Genomic DNA, 15,876 nt, shown 5'->3' on the forward strand with positions numbered 1-15,876 from the left:
ATAAATCCGTTCGGCCGAACCTGAGATGAACGGCTGGACGAATTCAGGATTTTTAAGCGGCAATCACTTCCTGCACTTCCGGAACGAAATGGCGCAGCAGGTTCTGGACGCCGTGCTTCAGCGTTGCCGTCGAAGACGGGCAGCCGGCGCAGGAACCCTTCATGTTCAGATAGACCTTGCCATCCTTGAAGCCGCGGAAGGTGATGTCGCCCCCGTCCTGGGCAACGGCCGGGCGCACGCGGGTCTCCAGAAGCTCCTTGATGGTCAGCACGATCGATTCATCGCCTTCGTCGAAGAATTCGTCGCCGGCATCGGCGTCTTCGGAAAGGATGGAGGCATCGCCCATGACCGGCTTGCCGGACATGAAGTGCTCCATGATCGAGCCTAATATAGCCGGCTTAAGATGCTGCCAGTCGGCATTGTCCTTGGAGACGGAAATGAAATCATAGCCGAAATAGACGCCGGTGACGCCTGATATTTCGAACAGGCGGGCAGCGAGCGGCGAAGCTTGAGCCTCCTCAGTGCTGCGGAACTCGGCGGTGCCGTTTTCCATCACCACCTTGCCCGGCAGGAACTTCTGCGTGGCGGGGTTCGGTGTGGCTTCGGTCTGAATGAACATCTGGTTCTCCATGCGGCCGGCCCATGGTCTCGGCCGTCTTTAGAATGCTTCAAAAGAAGATAAGCCGATTGACGGCTCTAATCAAGAGACTTGCACTCAAGAAAAGCCAGAACAGGATGATTTTAGGCCGGGTCGGCCTAAAATCTGAATCCTGTTCTACATTATATAGTTAGAGCATGATGTCGTCCGAAAACCGCTCACACTTTTCGGCATCATGCTCTAGCAGAGGGCGTCGATTTCCTCGTTGGTCAGCGTATCCGGCAGCACGGTGACCGGGATCGGAAACGCCGCCGCGCGGCCGGCGACCGAGGAGACCAGCGGCCCTGGACCTTCCTTCGCCGAACCGGCGGCCAGAACCAGGATCGCCACATCGCGGTCTTCCTCGATCACGGCGTTGATCTGTTCGGCAGCACCGCCCTCGCGGATGACGACCTCAGGCTCGATGCCGATCGTCTCGCGCACGATCTGGGCGATCTTGGCAACGACCGCCTCGGCCTCCTCACGCGCTTCGGCCCGCATGATCTCTTCGACGCCGAGCCATTGCTGGAAATCCCCATCGGGGATCACATAGAGCAGCACCAGCCCGCCATTGGAATTCTTCGCCCGCCGGCCGGCATAATGAACGGCGCGTTGGCATTCGGGTGTGCCGTCAATCACCGCCATGAATTTGCGGCGATGACCTTCGAGCCGTGAGAGTCGCTTCGATACCATGGCGCGGACTCTGACACCCGAAGCGGAAAATTTGCAAGTCCAGTTTTGCTCTGATGCCCCAGAAGAAATCCCCTTACTCCCCTGGCGGGGAAAAGGGGAGATCTATCTCAATAGAGGAAGCCGATGACGTCGCGCACCTGGCGCATCGTCACCTCTGCGCGTCCCCTTGCGCGCTCGCCGCCCTTGCGCAGGATCGCGTCGATATGGCTGGTATCGTCCATCAGCCGGCGCATTTCGCCGGTGATCGGCGCGAGCACGTTGATCGCCAGGTCGACCAGCGCCGGCTTGAAGACGGAGAATTGCTGGCCGCCGAATTCGGCAAGCACGTCCGCCTTCGACTTGTCGGCGAGTGCGGCATAGATCGCCACCAGATTGTCGGCTTCCGGACGGCCCTGCAGCCCGTCGATCTCGCTCGGCAAGCCGTCAGGATCGGTCTTGGCCTTGCGGATCTTCTTCGAGATCGCGTCCTCGTCGTCCATCAGGTTGATGCGCGAGAGATCGGAGGGGTCCGACTTCGACATTTTCTTGGTGCCGTCGCGCAACGACATGACGCGCGGTGCCGGTCCGCCGATCAACGGCTCGACCATCGGGAAATAGGCATGCACCGGCTCGTTGCCGACGGTGATGTCGACGCCGTAGCCGGTCCTGCTGATATGCTCGGCATAATCGAGGTTGAACTTCATCGCGATGTCGCGGGCAAGCTCCAGATGCTGCTTCTGGTCCTCACCAACAGGCACATGGGTGGCGCGATAGACGAGAATGTCGGCAGCCATCAGGCTCGGATAGGCGTAGAGCCCGAGCGAGGCCTGCTCGCGGTCCTTGCCGGCCTTGTCCTTGAACTGCGTCATCCGGTTCATCCAGCCGATGCGGGCGACACAGTTGAAGATCCAGGCGAGTTCGGCATGCTGCGGCACCGCCGACTGATTGAAGACGATATGCTTTTCCGGATCGATGCCGGCGGCGATGAAGGCGGCGGCGATCGAGCGCGTCTGGCTCGGCATATCCTCATGCACGAGCTGGGCGGTGAGCGCATGCATGTCGACGACGCAGTAGATGCAGTCATTGCCTTCCTGCAGCGCCACGAACCGGCGGATCGCGCCGAGATAATTGCCGAGATGCAGATTGCCGGTCGGCTGCACGCCGGAGAATACGAGTTTCTTGAATTCGTTCATGTCGTCCTCAATAGGCTGGTGGAGGGCCCACGCTGTCACAGTTTAAATTGCTGCAGAATGCAGCAGGGCTTTTCGCCCATGTTGTTAACGCCGCGGCTTATGCACGGGCAACCGGTCGCAATCAAGGGGTTCAGGCGGCAGTGTGCTGGATCAGATCGAAAGTGTTGCCGTAGGGATCCGCAAACACCGCCACCGTGCCGTAAACCTCGTGACGCGGCTCTTCCAGAAAACGCACGCCACCTGCCAGCATCGCGGCATGGTCGCGGGCGAAATCGTCGGTCCTCAGAAAGAAGCCGACACGCCCGCCGGTCTGATTGCCGATGGCCGCGCGCTGCGTCTCGCCTGCCGCCTGCGCCAGCAGAAAGGCGGCTCCATCCCCGCCCCTCGGCTTCACCACCACCCAGCGCTTGCCCTCCGGCTGCAGCTCGTCCTGAAGGCAATCGAAACCGAGACCATCGCAATAAAAAGCCTTGGCGCGGTCGTAGTCGTCGACCACGAGGGTGACGAGGAAAAGAGACTGGATCGTCATGTACTGCCTCGCGTTTGAGATGTTTATTCCAGTTTTGAACGGCAATTCCCAGGATTTTAAGCCGAATTGATCAACCGCCTTACTCATAATTGAGTATAAAATTTCACAAAAAAGCTTTTTTTGAACCGAAAATCCTGCGCCTGGTGCCGGCGCCGTTGGGGTCGCTGGATAGCCGATCGGAGCGACCATGCAGAACGCAATTTTGCTCGCCATGGCAGGCCTTTTCGCCTTTCAATCAGCAACGGGTGCCGTCGGTCAAGACATGAAAAGGCATGCTGTTCATCTTGCAAAACATCAGGCACGTCTCGCCTACACGGTCCAGACCGTCAGCGTTCGTGCCGGCTGCTTTCCAGGGCGCCTGCGAGCGGTCCTGTCGCATATTGCTGCGAAGACCGGCCGCCGCCCTGTGATAACCTCGGGCCACAGGCCGCATCCCCGCCGCCATGGGTCCCTGCACGGGAAATGTCTGGCGGCCGATATCAGGATACCTGGCCTGTCGGAGCGCACGATCATTGCTGCCGCAAGGAGCGCGCCGGGCATCGGCGGCATCGGCAGCTATTGCAACGGCATCATTCATGTCGACGTCGGACCGCAGCGACGATGGGTCGACTGCTGAGGAATCATCCGGCCCGCCTTTCCCATTCCGGTTTAAGGATCGCCGATTCAGTGGCGGCGAAAAGACCTACCGCGACCACCTCTATTGGCCGCTCCGCGGCGTCACCGCCACCCGCAGGAGGCGCATGAATAGTTTTGTATCGTCATCGAGGCTGGAACCATTCCATTGCGCGTGTTTGATCCCATCCATTGCAGCCATCATGATATTGGCCAGTTGAACAGGCGAGGCCTGCAGTGGTTCGAGATCGATTTCCTTGGTTTCCGCAGCGGCATTCAGCGTCTGTGTCAGCATAGTCAATAGCCGTGTCCGCGCGTCGAGGGTGATATCCGCAGCCAAGGCCATATTGGCGGCAAACAGTTCTTCTGCATCGGAACTGCCGCCAAAAGGGGCGATTAACTCCCGCTGAAACACCGCTATGGCCATTTCCATGCGGTCAAACGTGTTCCCCTGTCCTGCCAGAACCGCTCCCACCTCATCCAGTGCGCGAGTATGCGCTCGCATGGAACCGGCTCGGAAAAGCTCTTCCTTGCTGTTGAAGCTCAGATAGAGCGATGCTCGCGAAATTCCTGCGGCGCGCGCAATGTCGGCCATGGAAGTCTTGCGAAAGCCAAACCGCACGAACACCGGCAGGGCAGCATCCAGGATTTGAGCGATTTTCCGGTCATTCTGCATCATTAGGACACGCTGACACTTCATGACCATTCTGTCAAAAGACGAGTAGACAAATAGTGTTTATCTGTCTAAGTCGATGAAGGCGCATCGGTGCGCAGTCAGGAGATACCCGTGACTATACGTCAGATAATTCTAACGATGCCACGTCGCCGCCTATCCCGAATTGATTGATCCTTGGCTTTCAATTGGAGAACGGACATGACCATCCCGACCGTCGACGCATCCTCACCGGCCAGTGAGGCCAACCTTCTTCGCGAAACGGAGCGCGCGAGGCTGCGTGCCCTGGTCAACGCCGATATTGTTCGGGCACATCAGCTTCACGCTCCGGACTTCCAGCTGATCACGCCAATCGGTGCCGCGCTTTCAAAGGAAGAATATCTCGGTGCGATCGCCTCCGGGCAGATCAAGTACCTGACCTGGCAGCCGGCCGACATTGTCGTGCGCCTTTATGACGGGGTTGCCGTTCTTCGATATCGCGCTCAGCTTGAGGTTGTCTTCGGTGGCCACAAAGTCGCCCTCAACGATTACTGGCACACTGACACGTATGAGCGGCATGACGAACGATGGATGGTTATCTGGTCGCAAGCCACAGCCATAAAGTAGCCAGCGTCACGGTGGTTACGACTGGCCTCACCCGTCCTTTGCCGGCGCCGGCTTTCGGTTCAGATTGCGTCGGATCATGCCAAGATTTGCCCCGCCGACCAGGAAGGCGGCGGCGAAATAGATCAGCATGGCGATTGCAATCAGCAGCCCAAGGGTGCCGATCTTGGTGAGAAGCGGCGCGCCGGAAGCAAGCCACGGCGCCCAATATTGCTTGAGGAAGACGATGGCCGCACCCATGACGGCCGCGGCGATGATCAGCAGGGCGGTGCGCTTTGCCAGCGCCCATTCCCATGTCAGGTGGCCACGGCGCAAAAGCGTGGCAAACAGCAGCACGGTGCTGATCCAGCCGGCGGTGGCTTCGGCAACGGCGATGCCGGGCGCGCCCATATAGGGAAAAAGGGTCAGGGCCGTGGCGCAGTTGGTCGCAACCGCGATGGCCGAAAATCGCATCGGCGTCTTGGTGTCCTCGCGGGCATAGAAGCCCGGTTGCAGCGCCTTGATCAGCACGAAGGCCGGCAGGCCGATGCCGTAAATCGCCAGGATCGAGCCGACGACGGCGGTGTTTTCCTGATGGAAGGCGCCGCGCTCGTAGAGCACGCGGATGATCTCGTCGGAGAGGATCCAGAGCGCGAAAGCGGCGGGGATCGTCAGGAACAGCACGAATTCGATTGAGCGGTTCTGCAGGTTTCCGGCCTCGCGCAGGTTGCCGCCCTTCAGCGCCCGGGCAAGTTCCGGCAGAAGCACCACGCCGACGGCGACGCCGACGACGCCGAGCGGCAGCTGATAGATGCGGTCGGCATATTGCAGCGCGGCGATCGCCCCGTCGCGCGACGAGGCGATCGCCTGGCCGATCAGCTGGTTGATCTGGGTGATGCCGCCGGTCACCGCGGCCGGTACCGCCAGGATCAGCAGCCGCTTGACGTTCGGCGTCATCTTCGGGAAGCGGAAGCCGATGCTCATGCCGGCCGCAAGCACGCCGACATAGACGACAGCGAGCTGCAGGACGCCGGCGGCAAGAACGCCCCAGGAGAGATACCAAGCGGTCGTCAACGGATCGGCGCCGGTGTAAAGCGCATAAAACAGCGCCCCGATCATCACCACGTTGAGGAAGACGGGCGCGATGGCGGCGGCGAAGAAATGATGCAGCGAATTCAGCATGCCGCTCATCATCGCCGTCAGCGACATGCACATCAGATAGGGAAACATCACGGCGGCCATGCGGATCGTGATCGAGAACTTTTCGGGATCGTCGGCAAAGCCCGGCGCGATGACGAAGCGCACCAGCAGCGGCATGGCAAGCTCCATCACGATGGTGATGAGGAGCAGCACCGAAAACAGCACGCCGAAGACTTCTTCCGAAAAGCGCTTGGCGCCATCGGTGCCGTTCGCCTCGATCTCCTTGGCAAAGAGCGGCACGAAGGCGGCGTTGAAGGCGCCCTCGGCAAACAGCCGGCGGAAGAGATTCGGAAAGCGGAAGGCGGCGTAGAAGACGTCGGCCATCGGTCCGGTGCCCAGCGCCGCCGCCATCAGTGTTTCGCGGGCGAAGCCGAAGATGCGGCTGCCGAGGGTGGCGCCGCCGACGGTCGCGAATTTCTTGACGAGGCTCATGCGTTTGGGCTCATGCGTTCAGGCTCATATGGGGGAACCAGCCTTCTTTTCGCTGGCAGGCGGGGTCCGGGCGGTGGCGGCGGGTGCGATGATGCCGGAGGGCATGCGCTCGCGCAGCTCGTCTTCTTCCTCGGCCATGACGGCCTTCATCCGGGCGGTGATGTTGGCGCGCTTGCTGTCGCCTGATATTTTCTGGCCGACCAGATCGGTGACGTAGAAGGTATCGATCACCTTCTCGCCGAAAGTGGTGATGCGGGCCGACTGGATGTCGAGTGACAGATCGGAAAGTACGGCGGTGATCTCCGACAGCAACCCCGGCCGGTCGAGGCATTCGACCTCGATGACGGTGAACTTGTTCGACAGGCTGTTGGTGATGTTGACCGACGGCGGAATGACGAAGGCCTTGCTTTTCTTGCGGTTGCGCGCGCGCGTGGCGATGACCTCGGGCAGCCGCTTGCGGCCGGACAGCACGTCCTCGATCATCCGGCCGATCGTCGCGGCCCGGCGCAGTTCGTCGGCATCGTCGGTGAATTCGCGGCTGACATGGATCGTGTCGAGCGCCCGCCCGTCCGACGTCGTGAAGATCTGCGCGTCGACGATGTTGGCCCCGGCCGCGGCACAGGCGCCGGCAATGACGGCGAGCAGCCGCGGATGGTCGGGCGACAGCACGGTGATCTCGGTGATCGCGTGGAAACTGTCGGTGCGCACCGTGGTGGCGAGCGCCTGGCCCGCTTTATCCGCCTGGCGGATGAAATCAGCGTGGCGGATCTGGTCTTCCAGCGGCACGGAGAGCAGATAGGGCTGGTAGTGCAGCTTGGTATAGGTATTGCGGTCCTTCTGGCTCCAGTCGGCGAGTGCTGAATGCAGCGCCTCGGCGGCGGCATTGGCGCGTTCCTTGCGGGAGACCTCCGAAAAGCCGCCGGCGAGCAGCAGCTCGGTTTCATAATAGAGCGTGCGCAGCAACTGGCCCTTCCAGCCGTTCCAGACACCCGGACCGACGGCGCGGATATCGCAGATCGTGAGGATCAACAGCATCTTCAGCCGGTCGAGCGATTGCACGCGGTCGGCGAAATCGGTGATCGTCTTGCGGTCGGTGAGGTCGCGGGTCTGCGCCACCATCGACATGGTCAGATGTTCTTCGATCAGCCAGACGACGATTTCCGTCTGCTTCTGCGACAGGCCGAAGCGGGCGCAGAGCTTGCGGGCGACGCGGGCGCCGGCGATCGAATGATCCTCCTGGCGGCCTTTGGCGATGTCGTGGAGGAGAACGGCGACATAAAGCGCCTCGCGGTCCTCGATGCCGGGCATCAGCTTGTTGGCGAGCGGATGCAGATCCTCGGCGCGCCCCTTGTCGATCTCGGAGAGAATGTCGACGGTACGGATCAGATGTTCGTCGACCGTATAGTGGTGATACATGTTGAACTGCATCATCGCGACGATCTTGCCGAATTCGGGGATGAAGCGGCCGAGCACGCCGGCCTCGTTCATCCGGCGCAGGATGAGCGCCGGATCCCGCTTCGACGTCAGGATCGACATGAACAGCCGGTTCGCCTCGTCGTTTTCCCGCAAGCTGTTGTCGATCAAGGCGAGGGAACGGGTAACCCGTTTCAGCGCGTCCGGATGGAATTCCAGCCCGTTGATGTCGGCGACGTGGAAGAGCCGGATGATGTTGACGGGATCGCGCTTGAAGACTTCGGGGTCGGCCAGCGCAATGCGGCCGCGGTCTTCAACGAATTCGACGCTGCCGGCGATCTTGCGGTTGCGGTGGGTGAAGCGGCTGATGACGCCGGTGAGGCCCGGGATCGACTTCGCCTGCTGGTCTTCAAGCGCGGCGCAGAGGATGCGCGTGAGATCGCCGACATCCTTGGCGACGAGGAAATAGTGCTTCATGAAGCGCTCGACGGCCGAAAGGCCCGGGCGGCTATGATAGCCGAAGGCTTCGGCGATCTCGCGCTGGATATCGAAGGACAGACGTTCCTCGGCCTTGCCGGTCAGGAAGTGCATATGGCAGCGCACCGCCCAGAGAAAATCATCGGCTTTTTCAAGCAGGCGGTATTCGTGCTTGGAGAGCACCCCGAGCTTGACCAGTTCCGCCTGGTCGCGCACGTGATAATAATATTTCGAGATCCAGAACAGCGTGTGCAGGTCGCGAAGCCCGCCCTTGCCTTCCTTGACGTTCGGTTCGACGAGATAACGCGTGTCGCCCGCCTTGCGGTGGCGCTCGTCGCGCTCGGCAAGCTTGGCGGCGATGAATTCGGGACCGGTTCCGGTGACGATCTCCTTGTCGAAGCGGGTCTCGAGCTCGGTTTCCAGCCGCTGCAGGCCGCAGATGTAGCGCATCTCCAGGATGGCGGTGCGGATCGTCATGTCGGACTTGGAAAGCGCAATGCATTCTTCCACCGTGCGGGTGGCATGGCCGACCTTGAAGCCCATGTCCCAGAGCACGTAGAGCATGAATTCGACCGCCTTGTGCGTCTCTTCCGCCGGCCTCGGCAGGAAGAGGAACAGCAGGTCGATATCCGAGCCGGGCGCCAGCGTGTCGCGGCCGTAGCCGCCGACGGCGGTGACCGCGAACTTGTCCTTCTGCTGCGGAAAGATATGGGCGGTGGCGAAATTGTAGAGGACGGTGGTGATCTGGTCCTGCAGCCAGGAAATCCGGTAGGCGCAGTTGAGCCCGCCGCCGTCGGCCATCAGTGCCTCGCGTGCCTTCTGCCGGCCTTCGGTGCTCGCCTTCTTCAGTACCGCCAGAAGATCGGCGCGAAGGACGTCGGGCCGGTTCCGGTTGGCCTCGGCAATGGCGTCACATTGCTTCTGCAAGAGCTCGACGTCGAGGATATTGGAGAAATCGAGGTCGCGCATCGCTGTCGCCGGGGCGGTTTCCTGTTCATGCCGGACTGCCGGTTCACGGCCTGCCGCTTGTTTCGTCTGCATGCGCTATAGCCCCTTTGCCCGGCGATTGACACGGGCTTTCATACTGCAAGAACCTTTAAATTTGGCGAAATGGTGTTGGTTCGCCGCAAGAGGCGACGGCGCTTTGACACAAGGCGCCGGCTTTCTCGGAAATCCCCAGGCTTTCCCGAAATCTTCAGCCGGCGGCCCGCGCATTCAGCAAATGCAGCACCTGCCGTGTCTCGCGCATGATCTCCTCGAGCGCCTGCCTGTCGCATTCGCGATAGCCGGCCTTGGCAATCGACGTGCCGAGCTCTGAGATCACGGCGCAGCAGCGGGTGATTTTCAGCATGCCGATCGGCGAAGTCCAGCCGCGGGCATTGCGGTCCTTATCGGCGCGCCGCATCGTATCGAGCATGGAGCAGATGAGCGAGAGGCGCTCGGTTTCGCGAACCAGTTTTTCCATGAACATGGCGCGCCGCTCCTATTTCAGCTTTTTCTTGAGGTCGTAAAGCGCATCCATTGCCTCGCGTGGCGTCATGTCGTCAAGGCTCATCGCCTTTAGCGCCTCCTCGACCTTGGAGGCCCCACGGGCCGTTTCCTCGCGGCGCACCGCCACCTGGAAAAGCGGCAGGTCGTCGATCAGCTGGCTCGCCGGGTTCTTGCGGTCGGCATCTTCCAGACGGGTAAGCACGTCGCGGGCGCGCGCCACGACCGAGGCCGGAAGTCCGGCAAGACGCGCGACCTGGATGCCGTAGGAGCGGTCCGCCGCACCCGGCCCGACCTCGTGCAGGAAAATCACGTCGCCGTCCCATTCCTTGACGCGCATCGTCGCGTTCGATAGCCGGCCAAGCTTTTCCGAAAGAACGGTCAGTTCGTGGAAATGCGTGGCGAAGAGGCCGCGGCAGCGATTGGCCTCATGCAGGTGCTCGACGGCAGCCCAGGCGATCGAAAGACCGTCGAACGTCGCGGTGCCGCGGCCGATCTCATCGAGGATGACGAGCGAACGGTCGCTCGCCTGGTTGAGGATTGCCGCCGTTTCCACCATCTCGACCATGAAGGTCGAGCGCCCGCGCGCCAGATCGTCGGAGGCACCGACGCGCGAGAAAAGCCGGTCGACGATGCCGATATGGGCCGATGCCGCCGGCACGAAGGAGCCCATCTGCGCCAGGATTGATATCAGCGCGTTCTGGCGCAGGAAGGTCGACTTACCGCCCATGTTCGGGCCGGTCAGCAGCCAGATCGCCCCGTCCCGGTCGCCGGTCTTTGGCGAGAGATCGCAATGATTGGCGACGAAGGGGCCGCCCGCCTGCCGCCGCAGCGCCTGCTCGACGACCGGATGGCGCCCGCCCTCGATGGCAAACATCTTCGAGCCGTCGACCTGCGGGCGGCAATAGGCCTGCTCCTCGGCGAGAAGCGCCAGGCCTGCGGCGACGTCGATCACGGCAAGCGCCCGGGCGCCGGATTTGATCGCCTCGGCTTCTGCAACGACGGCGGCCGTCATCCTGTCGAAGGCTTCGAGTTCGATGGTCAGCGCCTGATCGGCGGCATTGGCGATGCGGCTTTCGAGGTCGGCAAGTTCGGTCGTGGTAAAGCGCATGGCGTTCGCCATCGTCTGGCGGTGGATGAAGCGGGCCTTCGCGTCCGCCGTCTCCGTCATCGGCGAGGCATTGCCGGCGGTGACTTCGATGAAATAACCGAGGACGTTATTGTGCTTGATCTTCAGCGACCGGATGCCGGTTTCCTCGGCATATTGCAATTGCAGGCCGGCGATGACGCGACGCGACTGGTCGCGCAGTGCCCGGACCTCGTCGAGCTCGGCGCTGGCGCCGTCGCGCAGGAAGCCACCATCGCGTTTCAACAGCGGCAATTCGTCGGCGAGCGTTTCGGCAAGCAGCTTTTCCAGTGCCGCGGGAAGGGCCTGCAGCCCGGACAGCGCCTGGCCGAGCTCTTCGGGCAGCATCGCCTTGCCGAGCATGGCCGCAACTCCGCCCGCCGCTTCGAGGCCCTGGCGGATCGCCCAGAGATCGCGCGGGCCGCCGCGGTCGAGCGCCAGGCGCGACAGAGCGCGCGGCATGTCGGGCACATGTTTCAGCGTGTCGCGCAGATTGCCGCAGAGCAGGGGTTCGTCGATCAGGAAGCCGATCGAATCGAGCCGCGCATTGATGCGGGCGGGGTCGGTCAGCGGCGACATCAGCCGCTCGGCAAGAAGCCTGGCGCCGCCGCCGGTAACGGTGCGGTCGATCGCCTTCAAGAGCGAACCGTTGCGATCGCCGGATAGCGTGCGGGCAAGTTCGAGATTGGCGCGGGTGGCGGGGTCGATGAACAGCGTCGAAGCGGCACTTTCCCGCTCCGGCTTTCCAAGCGGCGGCCGCTCGGCGATCTGCGTCTTCTCGACATAGGCGACGGCGGCGGCCGCTGCCGCCAGCTCGGCGCGCGAGAAGGTGCCGAAGCCGTCGAGCGTCGCGACGCCGAAATACCGCGCGATCCGGCCTTCGGCGCTGGCGCTGTCGAAGAGCACGGAAGGCTGCGGCACTGCTGTGCGGCCGAGCACGTCGAAGACCGGTTTGAGTTCGGGATCGTGGAAGATCGTGTCAGGCAGGATGAGTTCGCGCGGATCGATGCGCAGGATATCGGCAAGCAGTCGCGAGGCTTCGGTCTCGGCAAGCCGGAAGACGCCGGTGGAAATATCGATCCAGGCAAGCGCCAGCAAGACCTCGCCGCTGGCGCGAATGCGGGTCAGCGCCATCAGATAGTTGGATTCCGAGGGCGAAAGCAGCTTTTCCTCGGTGATCGTGCCGGGTGTGACGAGGCGGACGACGTCACGCTTGACGACGGATTTCGCGCCGCGTTTCTTTGCTTCGGCCGGATCCTCGATCTGCTCGCAGACGGCGACGCGGAAGCCGAGCGAAATCAGCTTCTGCAGATAATCGTCGGCCGCATGCACCGGAACGCCGCACATCGGGATATCCTGGCCCATGTGCTGGCCGCGCTTGGTCAGCGTGATGCCGAGTGCGCGTGAGGCTTCCAGCGCATCCTCGAAGAACAGCTCGTAGAAATCGCCCATGCGATAGAACAGAAGCGAATCCGGATTGTTCGCCTTGATCTCGATATATTGCTCCATCATCGGCGTCGCCGAGGCACGGCTTTCCGCCGTGGCGAGCTCGGCAGCCGAAAAGGCTTCATTCCCTGTGTCTATTCGTGCGTTCACGGAGGTGGAGTTTTTCCCAAAAAAACAGGTGCCAACCCTATCCGCGCGCCGCTATAGATGACAACAGCATTTGAGGAAGAGCAAAGCGTCGCCCACAGGACGTTGGAGGATTTATGCCCGATATCGATAAGAAGGACCGGCCGGTGACCTCGGTTACCGACCAGGAGGCGCTCGAATTTCACGCAATGGGCCGGCCCGGCAAGCTGGAGATTAACCCGACCAAGCCGATGGCGACGCAGCGTGACCTTTCGCTTGCCTATTCGCCGGGTGTTGCCGTGCCCGTGAAGGCAATCGCCGCCGATCCGCAGACCGCCTACGATTATACGGCGCGCGGCAATATGGTTGCCGTCATTTCCAACGGCACGGCGATCCTCGGCCTCGGCAATCTCGGCGCGCTGGCGTCCAAGCCCGTCATGGAAGGCAAGGCGGTGCTGTTCAAACGCTTTGCCGATGTCGATTCCATCGACCTCGAGATCGATACGGAAAATGTCGACGAGTTCATCAACTGCGTGCGCTTCCTCGGTCCTTCCTTCGGGGGCATCAACCTCGAGGATATCAAGGCGCCGGATTGTTTCGTCATCGAAAGCCGGCTGCGCGAGCTGATGGACATTCCGGTGTTCCATGACGACCAGCATGGAACGGCGATCATCGCCGCCGCCGGCCTGATCAATGCGCTGGAGCTGACCGGCCGCGACCTGAAAACGACGAAGCTCGTCTGCAACGGTGCGGGTGCTGCGGCGATCGCCTGCGTCGAACTCATCAAGGCGATGGGTTTTGCGCCTGAGAACGTCATCCTCTGCGACACCAAGGGCGTCATCTACCAGGGCCGCACCGAGGGCATGAACCAGTGGAAATCCGCGCATGCGGCAAAGACCGACGCGCGCACGCTGGAAGAGGCGATGAAAGGCGCGGACGTCGTTTTCGGCCTGTCGCAGAAGGGCGCATTTTCGGCCAAGATGATTCGCTCGATGGCGGAGCGGCCGATCATCTTCGCCATGGCCAATCCAGATCCGGAGATCACGCCGGAAGAGGTGGCCCGCATCCGCGATGACGCCATCATGGCGACCGGCCGCTCGGACTATCCGAACCAGGTCAACAACGTCCTCGGCTTTCCCTATATCTTCCGCGGCGCTCTCGATGTCCGCGCCTCCACAATCAACGACGCAATGAAGATCGCCGCCGTTAACGCGCTGGCAAACCTTGCCCGCGAGGACGTGCCTGATGACGTCGTTGCCGCCTACCAGGGCAACCGGCCGCGTTTCGGGTCGCAATACATTATCCCCGTTCCCTTCGATCCCAGGCTGATCTCGGCGATCCCGGTGGCAGTCGCGCAAGCCGCGATCGAAAGCGGCGTCGCCCGCAAGGTCATCACCGACATGGCCGGTTACGCCCGCGAGCTTTCGGCGCGCCGCGATCCGATCGCCTCGACGCTCGCCAGCCTTTACGAGCGCGTCCGCCGCCGTCCGAAGCGCATCGTCTTTGCCGAGGCCGAGGAAGAACAGGTCCTGCGTGCGGCGATGTCCTACGCCAACCAGCAACTCGGCACCGCCATCCTGCTCGGCCGCGAGGACCTGATCCGGGCGACGGCGGAGCGCGCCGGCATCGACCTCAACCGGCCCGGCTTCGAGATCGTCAATGCCCGTATCTCGACCCGCGTCGAGGCCTATATCGATTATCTCTATGCCCGGCTGCAGCGGCATGGTTATCTCCATCGCGACGCCCAGCGGTTGATCCATAACGACCGCAACCACTTCGCCGCCACCATGGTGGCCTTGGGCGACGCCGACGGCATGGTTACCGGCATCACCCGCAACTATTCGACGGCGCTCGAGGATGTGCGCCGCTGCATCGACGAAAAGCCCGGTCACCGCGTCATCGGCGTGTCGCTGGCGCTCTGCCGCGGCCGCACGGTCTTCGTCGCCGATACGGCGGTGCACGACATGCCGACGGCCGAGGAGCTTGCCGATATCGCCGAAGAGGCCGCCGGTCTGGCGCGGCGCATGGGTTATCCGCCGCGGGTCGCCATGCTGGCCTATTCCACCTTCGGCCATCCCTCGGGCGAACGTTCCGAGAGGGTGCGCGAGGCGGTGAAGATCCTCGACAAGCGCCGCGTCGATTTCGAATATGACGGCGAGATGGCGGCCGATGTCGCTCTGAACCGCAAGGTGATGGAGCAATATCCCTTCTGCCGCCTCTCCGGCCCGGCCAACGTGCTGGTCATGCCGGCGTTCCACTCGGCCTCGATCTCAACCAAGATGCTGCAGGAGCTCGGGGGCTCCACGGTGATCGGCCCGATCCTCGTCGGCCTCGACAAGCCGGTGCAGATCACCTCGATGGGCGCCAAGGATTCCGACATCGTCAACATGGCGGCGATCGCCGCCTACGGCGGTTCGTAAACTCCTCTGGGCCGACATTATGAGACGGCATTTTGTGCCCGGTCGACCGTGCGTCGGTCGGGCACTTTTTGTGGATTATCCTTACCCGGCTTCTCATAGGCGGCGGTTTAGGCTAAACTGCTGATAATGAAGTGATTCAGCGTCCTTATTGCTTCTTGCGAAATCGGCATCCATAAACTAAGTTGATTGAACTAAGTTTATGGATGCCGAAGCGAGATGCGAATCATCAACATCCATGAGGCAAAGACTCATCTGTCGCGGCTCGTCGAAAACGCCGCGAACGGTGAGGTCTTCGTGATCGCCAAGGCCGGCAAGCCGCTGGTCAAGGTGGTGCCGCTCGATGCCGGCGGTGCGCAGCAGATCCGCCGCGTCGGTTTCCTGAAGGGGCGGATCTCCGTGCCGGATGATTTCGACAGCATGGATCTGCAGGACGTCGCAAGGTTTTCAGAGCCGCGATGAAGCTCCTTCTCGACACGCTGCTGCTGATCTGGCTTGCGGAGGATTCGCCGAAACTGCCGACTGCGGCAAGGGAGCTGGTCGCCGATCCGCTCAACCAGCTTTTCTTCAGTCCCGCAAGCTTTGGTGAACTCAGCGCCAAGCACGCCGTCGGCCGCGACGATTTCAATCTCGATCCGCTGCTCTTCTACCGTGCCCTCATCGACAACGACTATTCCGAATTGCCGATCACTGTCATGCATACGCTGGCGGTGCATCGGTTGCCGACGATCCACGCCGACCCCTTCGACCGGATCCTGGTCGCACAGTCGATCGTCGAAGGCATTCAGCTGCTGACGACGGATGAGACCGTCGCGCTCTATCCCGGTTCGATCCGGCTCTTCCGTTAGCGCCC

14 protein-coding genes are annotated in these 15,876 nt (G+C 61.9%); 5 read left to right on the forward strand and 9 right to left on the reverse strand.

Translation table 11 applies throughout. The features are described from left to right. Positions 1-52: 52 nt before the first annotated feature. The 4 genes from B5P46_RS04610 to B5P46_RS04625 all read right to left on the reverse strand — a co-directional run bounded on the left by B5P46_RS04610 (position 53) and on the right by B5P46_RS04625 (position 3,031). Entirely contained in the window at positions 53-619 is a 567-nt protein-coding gene (locus tag B5P46_RS04610) for a NifU family protein (RefSeq protein WP_012755783.1), read from the reverse strand. A gap of 219 nt (positions 620-838) precedes the next feature. Further along, complete coding sequence (locus B5P46_RS04615; RefSeq protein WP_003544884.1) at positions 839-1,330, reverse strand: universal stress protein; 492 nt, start codon at positions 1,328-1,330, stop codon at positions 839-841. A gap of 107 nt (positions 1,331-1,437) precedes the next feature. Then, positions 1,438-2,502 carry a tryptophan--tRNA ligase gene (gene trpS, locus B5P46_RS04620; protein ID WP_129417690.1) on the reverse strand — a complete coding sequence of 355 codons (1,065 nt, stop codon included), beginning with the start codon at positions 2,500-2,502 and terminating at the stop codon, positions 1,438-1,440. 130 nt (positions 2,503-2,632) lie between these two features. Then, positions 2,633-3,031, reverse strand: coding sequence for a VOC family protein (locus tag B5P46_RS04625; protein WP_129417691.1), 399 nt, complete (start codon positions 3,029-3,031; stop codon positions 2,633-2,635). Positions 3,032-3,218: 187 nt separating this feature from the next. On the opposite strand from B5P46_RS04625, the gene B5P46_RS04630 reads away from it, so the two are divergent. After that, positions 3,219-3,647 carry a YcbK family protein gene (locus B5P46_RS04630; RefSeq protein ID WP_129417692.1) on the forward strand — a complete coding sequence of 143 codons (429 nt, stop codon included), beginning with the start codon at positions 3,219-3,221 and terminating at the stop codon, positions 3,645-3,647. 81 nt (positions 3,648-3,728) lie between these two features. Here the strand turns inward: B5P46_RS04630 and B5P46_RS04635 are convergent, their stop codons facing one another. Continuing rightward, complete coding sequence (locus B5P46_RS04635) at positions 3,729-4,322, reverse strand: TetR/AcrR family transcriptional regulator (RefSeq protein WP_245456105.1); 594 nt, start codon at positions 4,320-4,322, stop codon at positions 3,729-3,731. Positions 4,323-4,517: 195 nt separating this feature from the next. On the opposite strand from B5P46_RS04635, the gene B5P46_RS04640 reads away from it, so the two are divergent. After that, entirely contained in the window at positions 4,518-4,922 is a 405-nt protein-coding gene (locus B5P46_RS04640) for a nuclear transport factor 2 family protein (protein ID WP_129417694.1), read from the forward strand. 27 nt (positions 4,923-4,949) lie between these two features. Here the strand turns inward: B5P46_RS04640 and murJ are convergent, their stop codons facing one another. The 4 genes from murJ to mutS all read right to left on the reverse strand — a co-directional run bounded on the left by murJ (position 4,950) and on the right by mutS (position 12,630). Beyond that, positions 4,950-6,530, reverse strand: coding sequence for a murein biosynthesis integral membrane protein MurJ (murJ, locus tag B5P46_RS04645; protein WP_129417695.1), 1,581 nt, complete (start codon positions 6,528-6,530; stop codon positions 4,950-4,952). 24 nt (positions 6,531-6,554) lie between these two features. After that, positions 6,555-9,461: a [protein-PII] uridylyltransferase gene (locus tag B5P46_RS04650; protein ID WP_129417696.1), complete on the reverse strand. Its 2,907-nt coding sequence runs from the start codon at positions 9,459-9,461 to the stop codon at positions 6,555-6,557. A gap of 154 nt (positions 9,462-9,615) precedes the next feature. Further along, entirely contained in the window at positions 9,616-9,891 is a 276-nt protein-coding gene (locus B5P46_RS04655; RefSeq protein WP_003544896.1) for a hypothetical protein, read from the reverse strand. Positions 9,892-9,903: 12 nt separating this feature from the next. Further along, the gene (gene mutS / locus B5P46_RS04660; RefSeq protein WP_129417697.1) at positions 9,904-12,630 is read right to left on the reverse strand and encodes a DNA mismatch repair protein MutS; all 2,727 of its coding nucleotides are present in this window, start codon (positions 12,628-12,630) and stop codon (positions 9,904-9,906) included. A 113-nt stretch (positions 12,631-12,743) separates the two neighbouring features. Between mutS and B5P46_RS04665 the strand changes: the two genes are divergently transcribed. From B5P46_RS04665 to B5P46_RS04675, 3 genes are all read left to right on the forward strand, one after another. Continuing rightward, positions 12,744-15,026 carry an NADP-dependent malic enzyme gene (locus B5P46_RS04665; RefSeq protein ID WP_129417698.1) on the forward strand — a complete coding sequence of 761 codons (2,283 nt, stop codon included), beginning with the start codon at positions 12,744-12,746 and terminating at the stop codon, positions 15,024-15,026. A 216-nt stretch (positions 15,027-15,242) separates the two neighbouring features. After that, positions 15,243-15,485: a type II toxin-antitoxin system Phd/YefM family antitoxin gene (locus tag B5P46_RS04670; protein ID WP_062943825.1), complete on the forward strand. Its 243-nt coding sequence runs from the start codon at positions 15,243-15,245 to the stop codon at positions 15,483-15,485. Beyond that, the gene (locus tag B5P46_RS04675) at positions 15,482-15,871 is read left to right on the forward strand and encodes a type II toxin-antitoxin system VapC family toxin (protein WP_129417699.1); all 390 of its coding nucleotides are present in this window, start codon (positions 15,482-15,484) and stop codon (positions 15,869-15,871) included. Before B5P46_RS04670 ends, B5P46_RS04675 begins: the two co-directional genes overlap by 4 nt. Positions 15,872-15,876: the final 5 nt, after the last annotated feature.

This window comes from Rhizobium leguminosarum, from assembly GCF_004123835.1.
Classification (GTDB): Bacteria; Pseudomonadota; Alphaproteobacteria; order Rhizobiales; family Rhizobiaceae; genus Rhizobium; species Rhizobium leguminosarum_M.

Bases quoted from the DNA above. Each gene is read 5' to 3' on its own strand.
- B5P46_RS04655 (WP_003544896.1), bottom strand. From the start codon at position 9,891: ATGTTCATGGAAAAACTGGTTCGCGAAACCGAGCGCCTCTCGCTCATC.
- B5P46_RS04665 (WP_129417698.1), top strand. From the start codon at position 12,744: ATGCCCGATATCGATAAGAAGGACCGGCCGGTGACCTCGGTTACCGAC.
- B5P46_RS04610 (WP_012755783.1), bottom strand. From the start codon at position 619: ATGTTCATTCAGACCGAAGCCACACCGAACCCCGCCACGCAGAAGTTC.
- B5P46_RS04675 (WP_129417699.1), top strand. From the start codon at position 15,482: ATGAAGCTCCTTCTCGACACGCTGCTGCTGATCTGGCTTGCGGAGGAT.
- B5P46_RS04615 (WP_003544884.1), bottom strand. From the start codon at position 1,330: ATGGTATCGAAGCGACTCTCACGGCTCGAAGGTCATCGCCGCAAATTC.
- B5P46_RS04630 (WP_129417692.1), top strand. From the start codon at position 3,219: ATGCAGAACGCAATTTTGCTCGCCATGGCAGGCCTTTTCGCCTTTCAA.
- B5P46_RS04670 (WP_062943825.1), top strand. From the start codon at position 15,243: ATGCGAATCATCAACATCCATGAGGCAAAGACTCATCTGTCGCGGCTC.
- B5P46_RS04635 (WP_245456105.1), bottom strand. From the start codon at position 4,322: ATGATGCAGAATGACCGGAAAATCGCTCAAATCCTGGATGCTGCCCTG.
- B5P46_RS04640 (WP_129417694.1), top strand. From the start codon at position 4,518: ATGACCATCCCGACCGTCGACGCATCCTCACCGGCCAGTGAGGCCAAC.
- B5P46_RS04625 (WP_129417691.1), bottom strand. From the start codon at position 3,031: ATGACGATCCAGTCTCTTTTCCTCGTCACCCTCGTGGTCGACGACTAC.
- murJ (WP_129417695.1), bottom strand. From the start codon at position 6,530: ATGAGCCTCGTCAAGAAATTCGCGACCGTCGGCGGCGCCACCCTCGGC.
- B5P46_RS04650 (WP_129417696.1), bottom strand. From the start codon at position 9,461: ATGCAGACGAAACAAGCGGCAGGCCGTGAACCGGCAGTCCGGCATGAA.
- trpS (WP_129417690.1), bottom strand. From the start codon at position 2,502: ATGAACGAATTCAAGAAACTCGTATTCTCCGGCGTGCAGCCGACCGGC.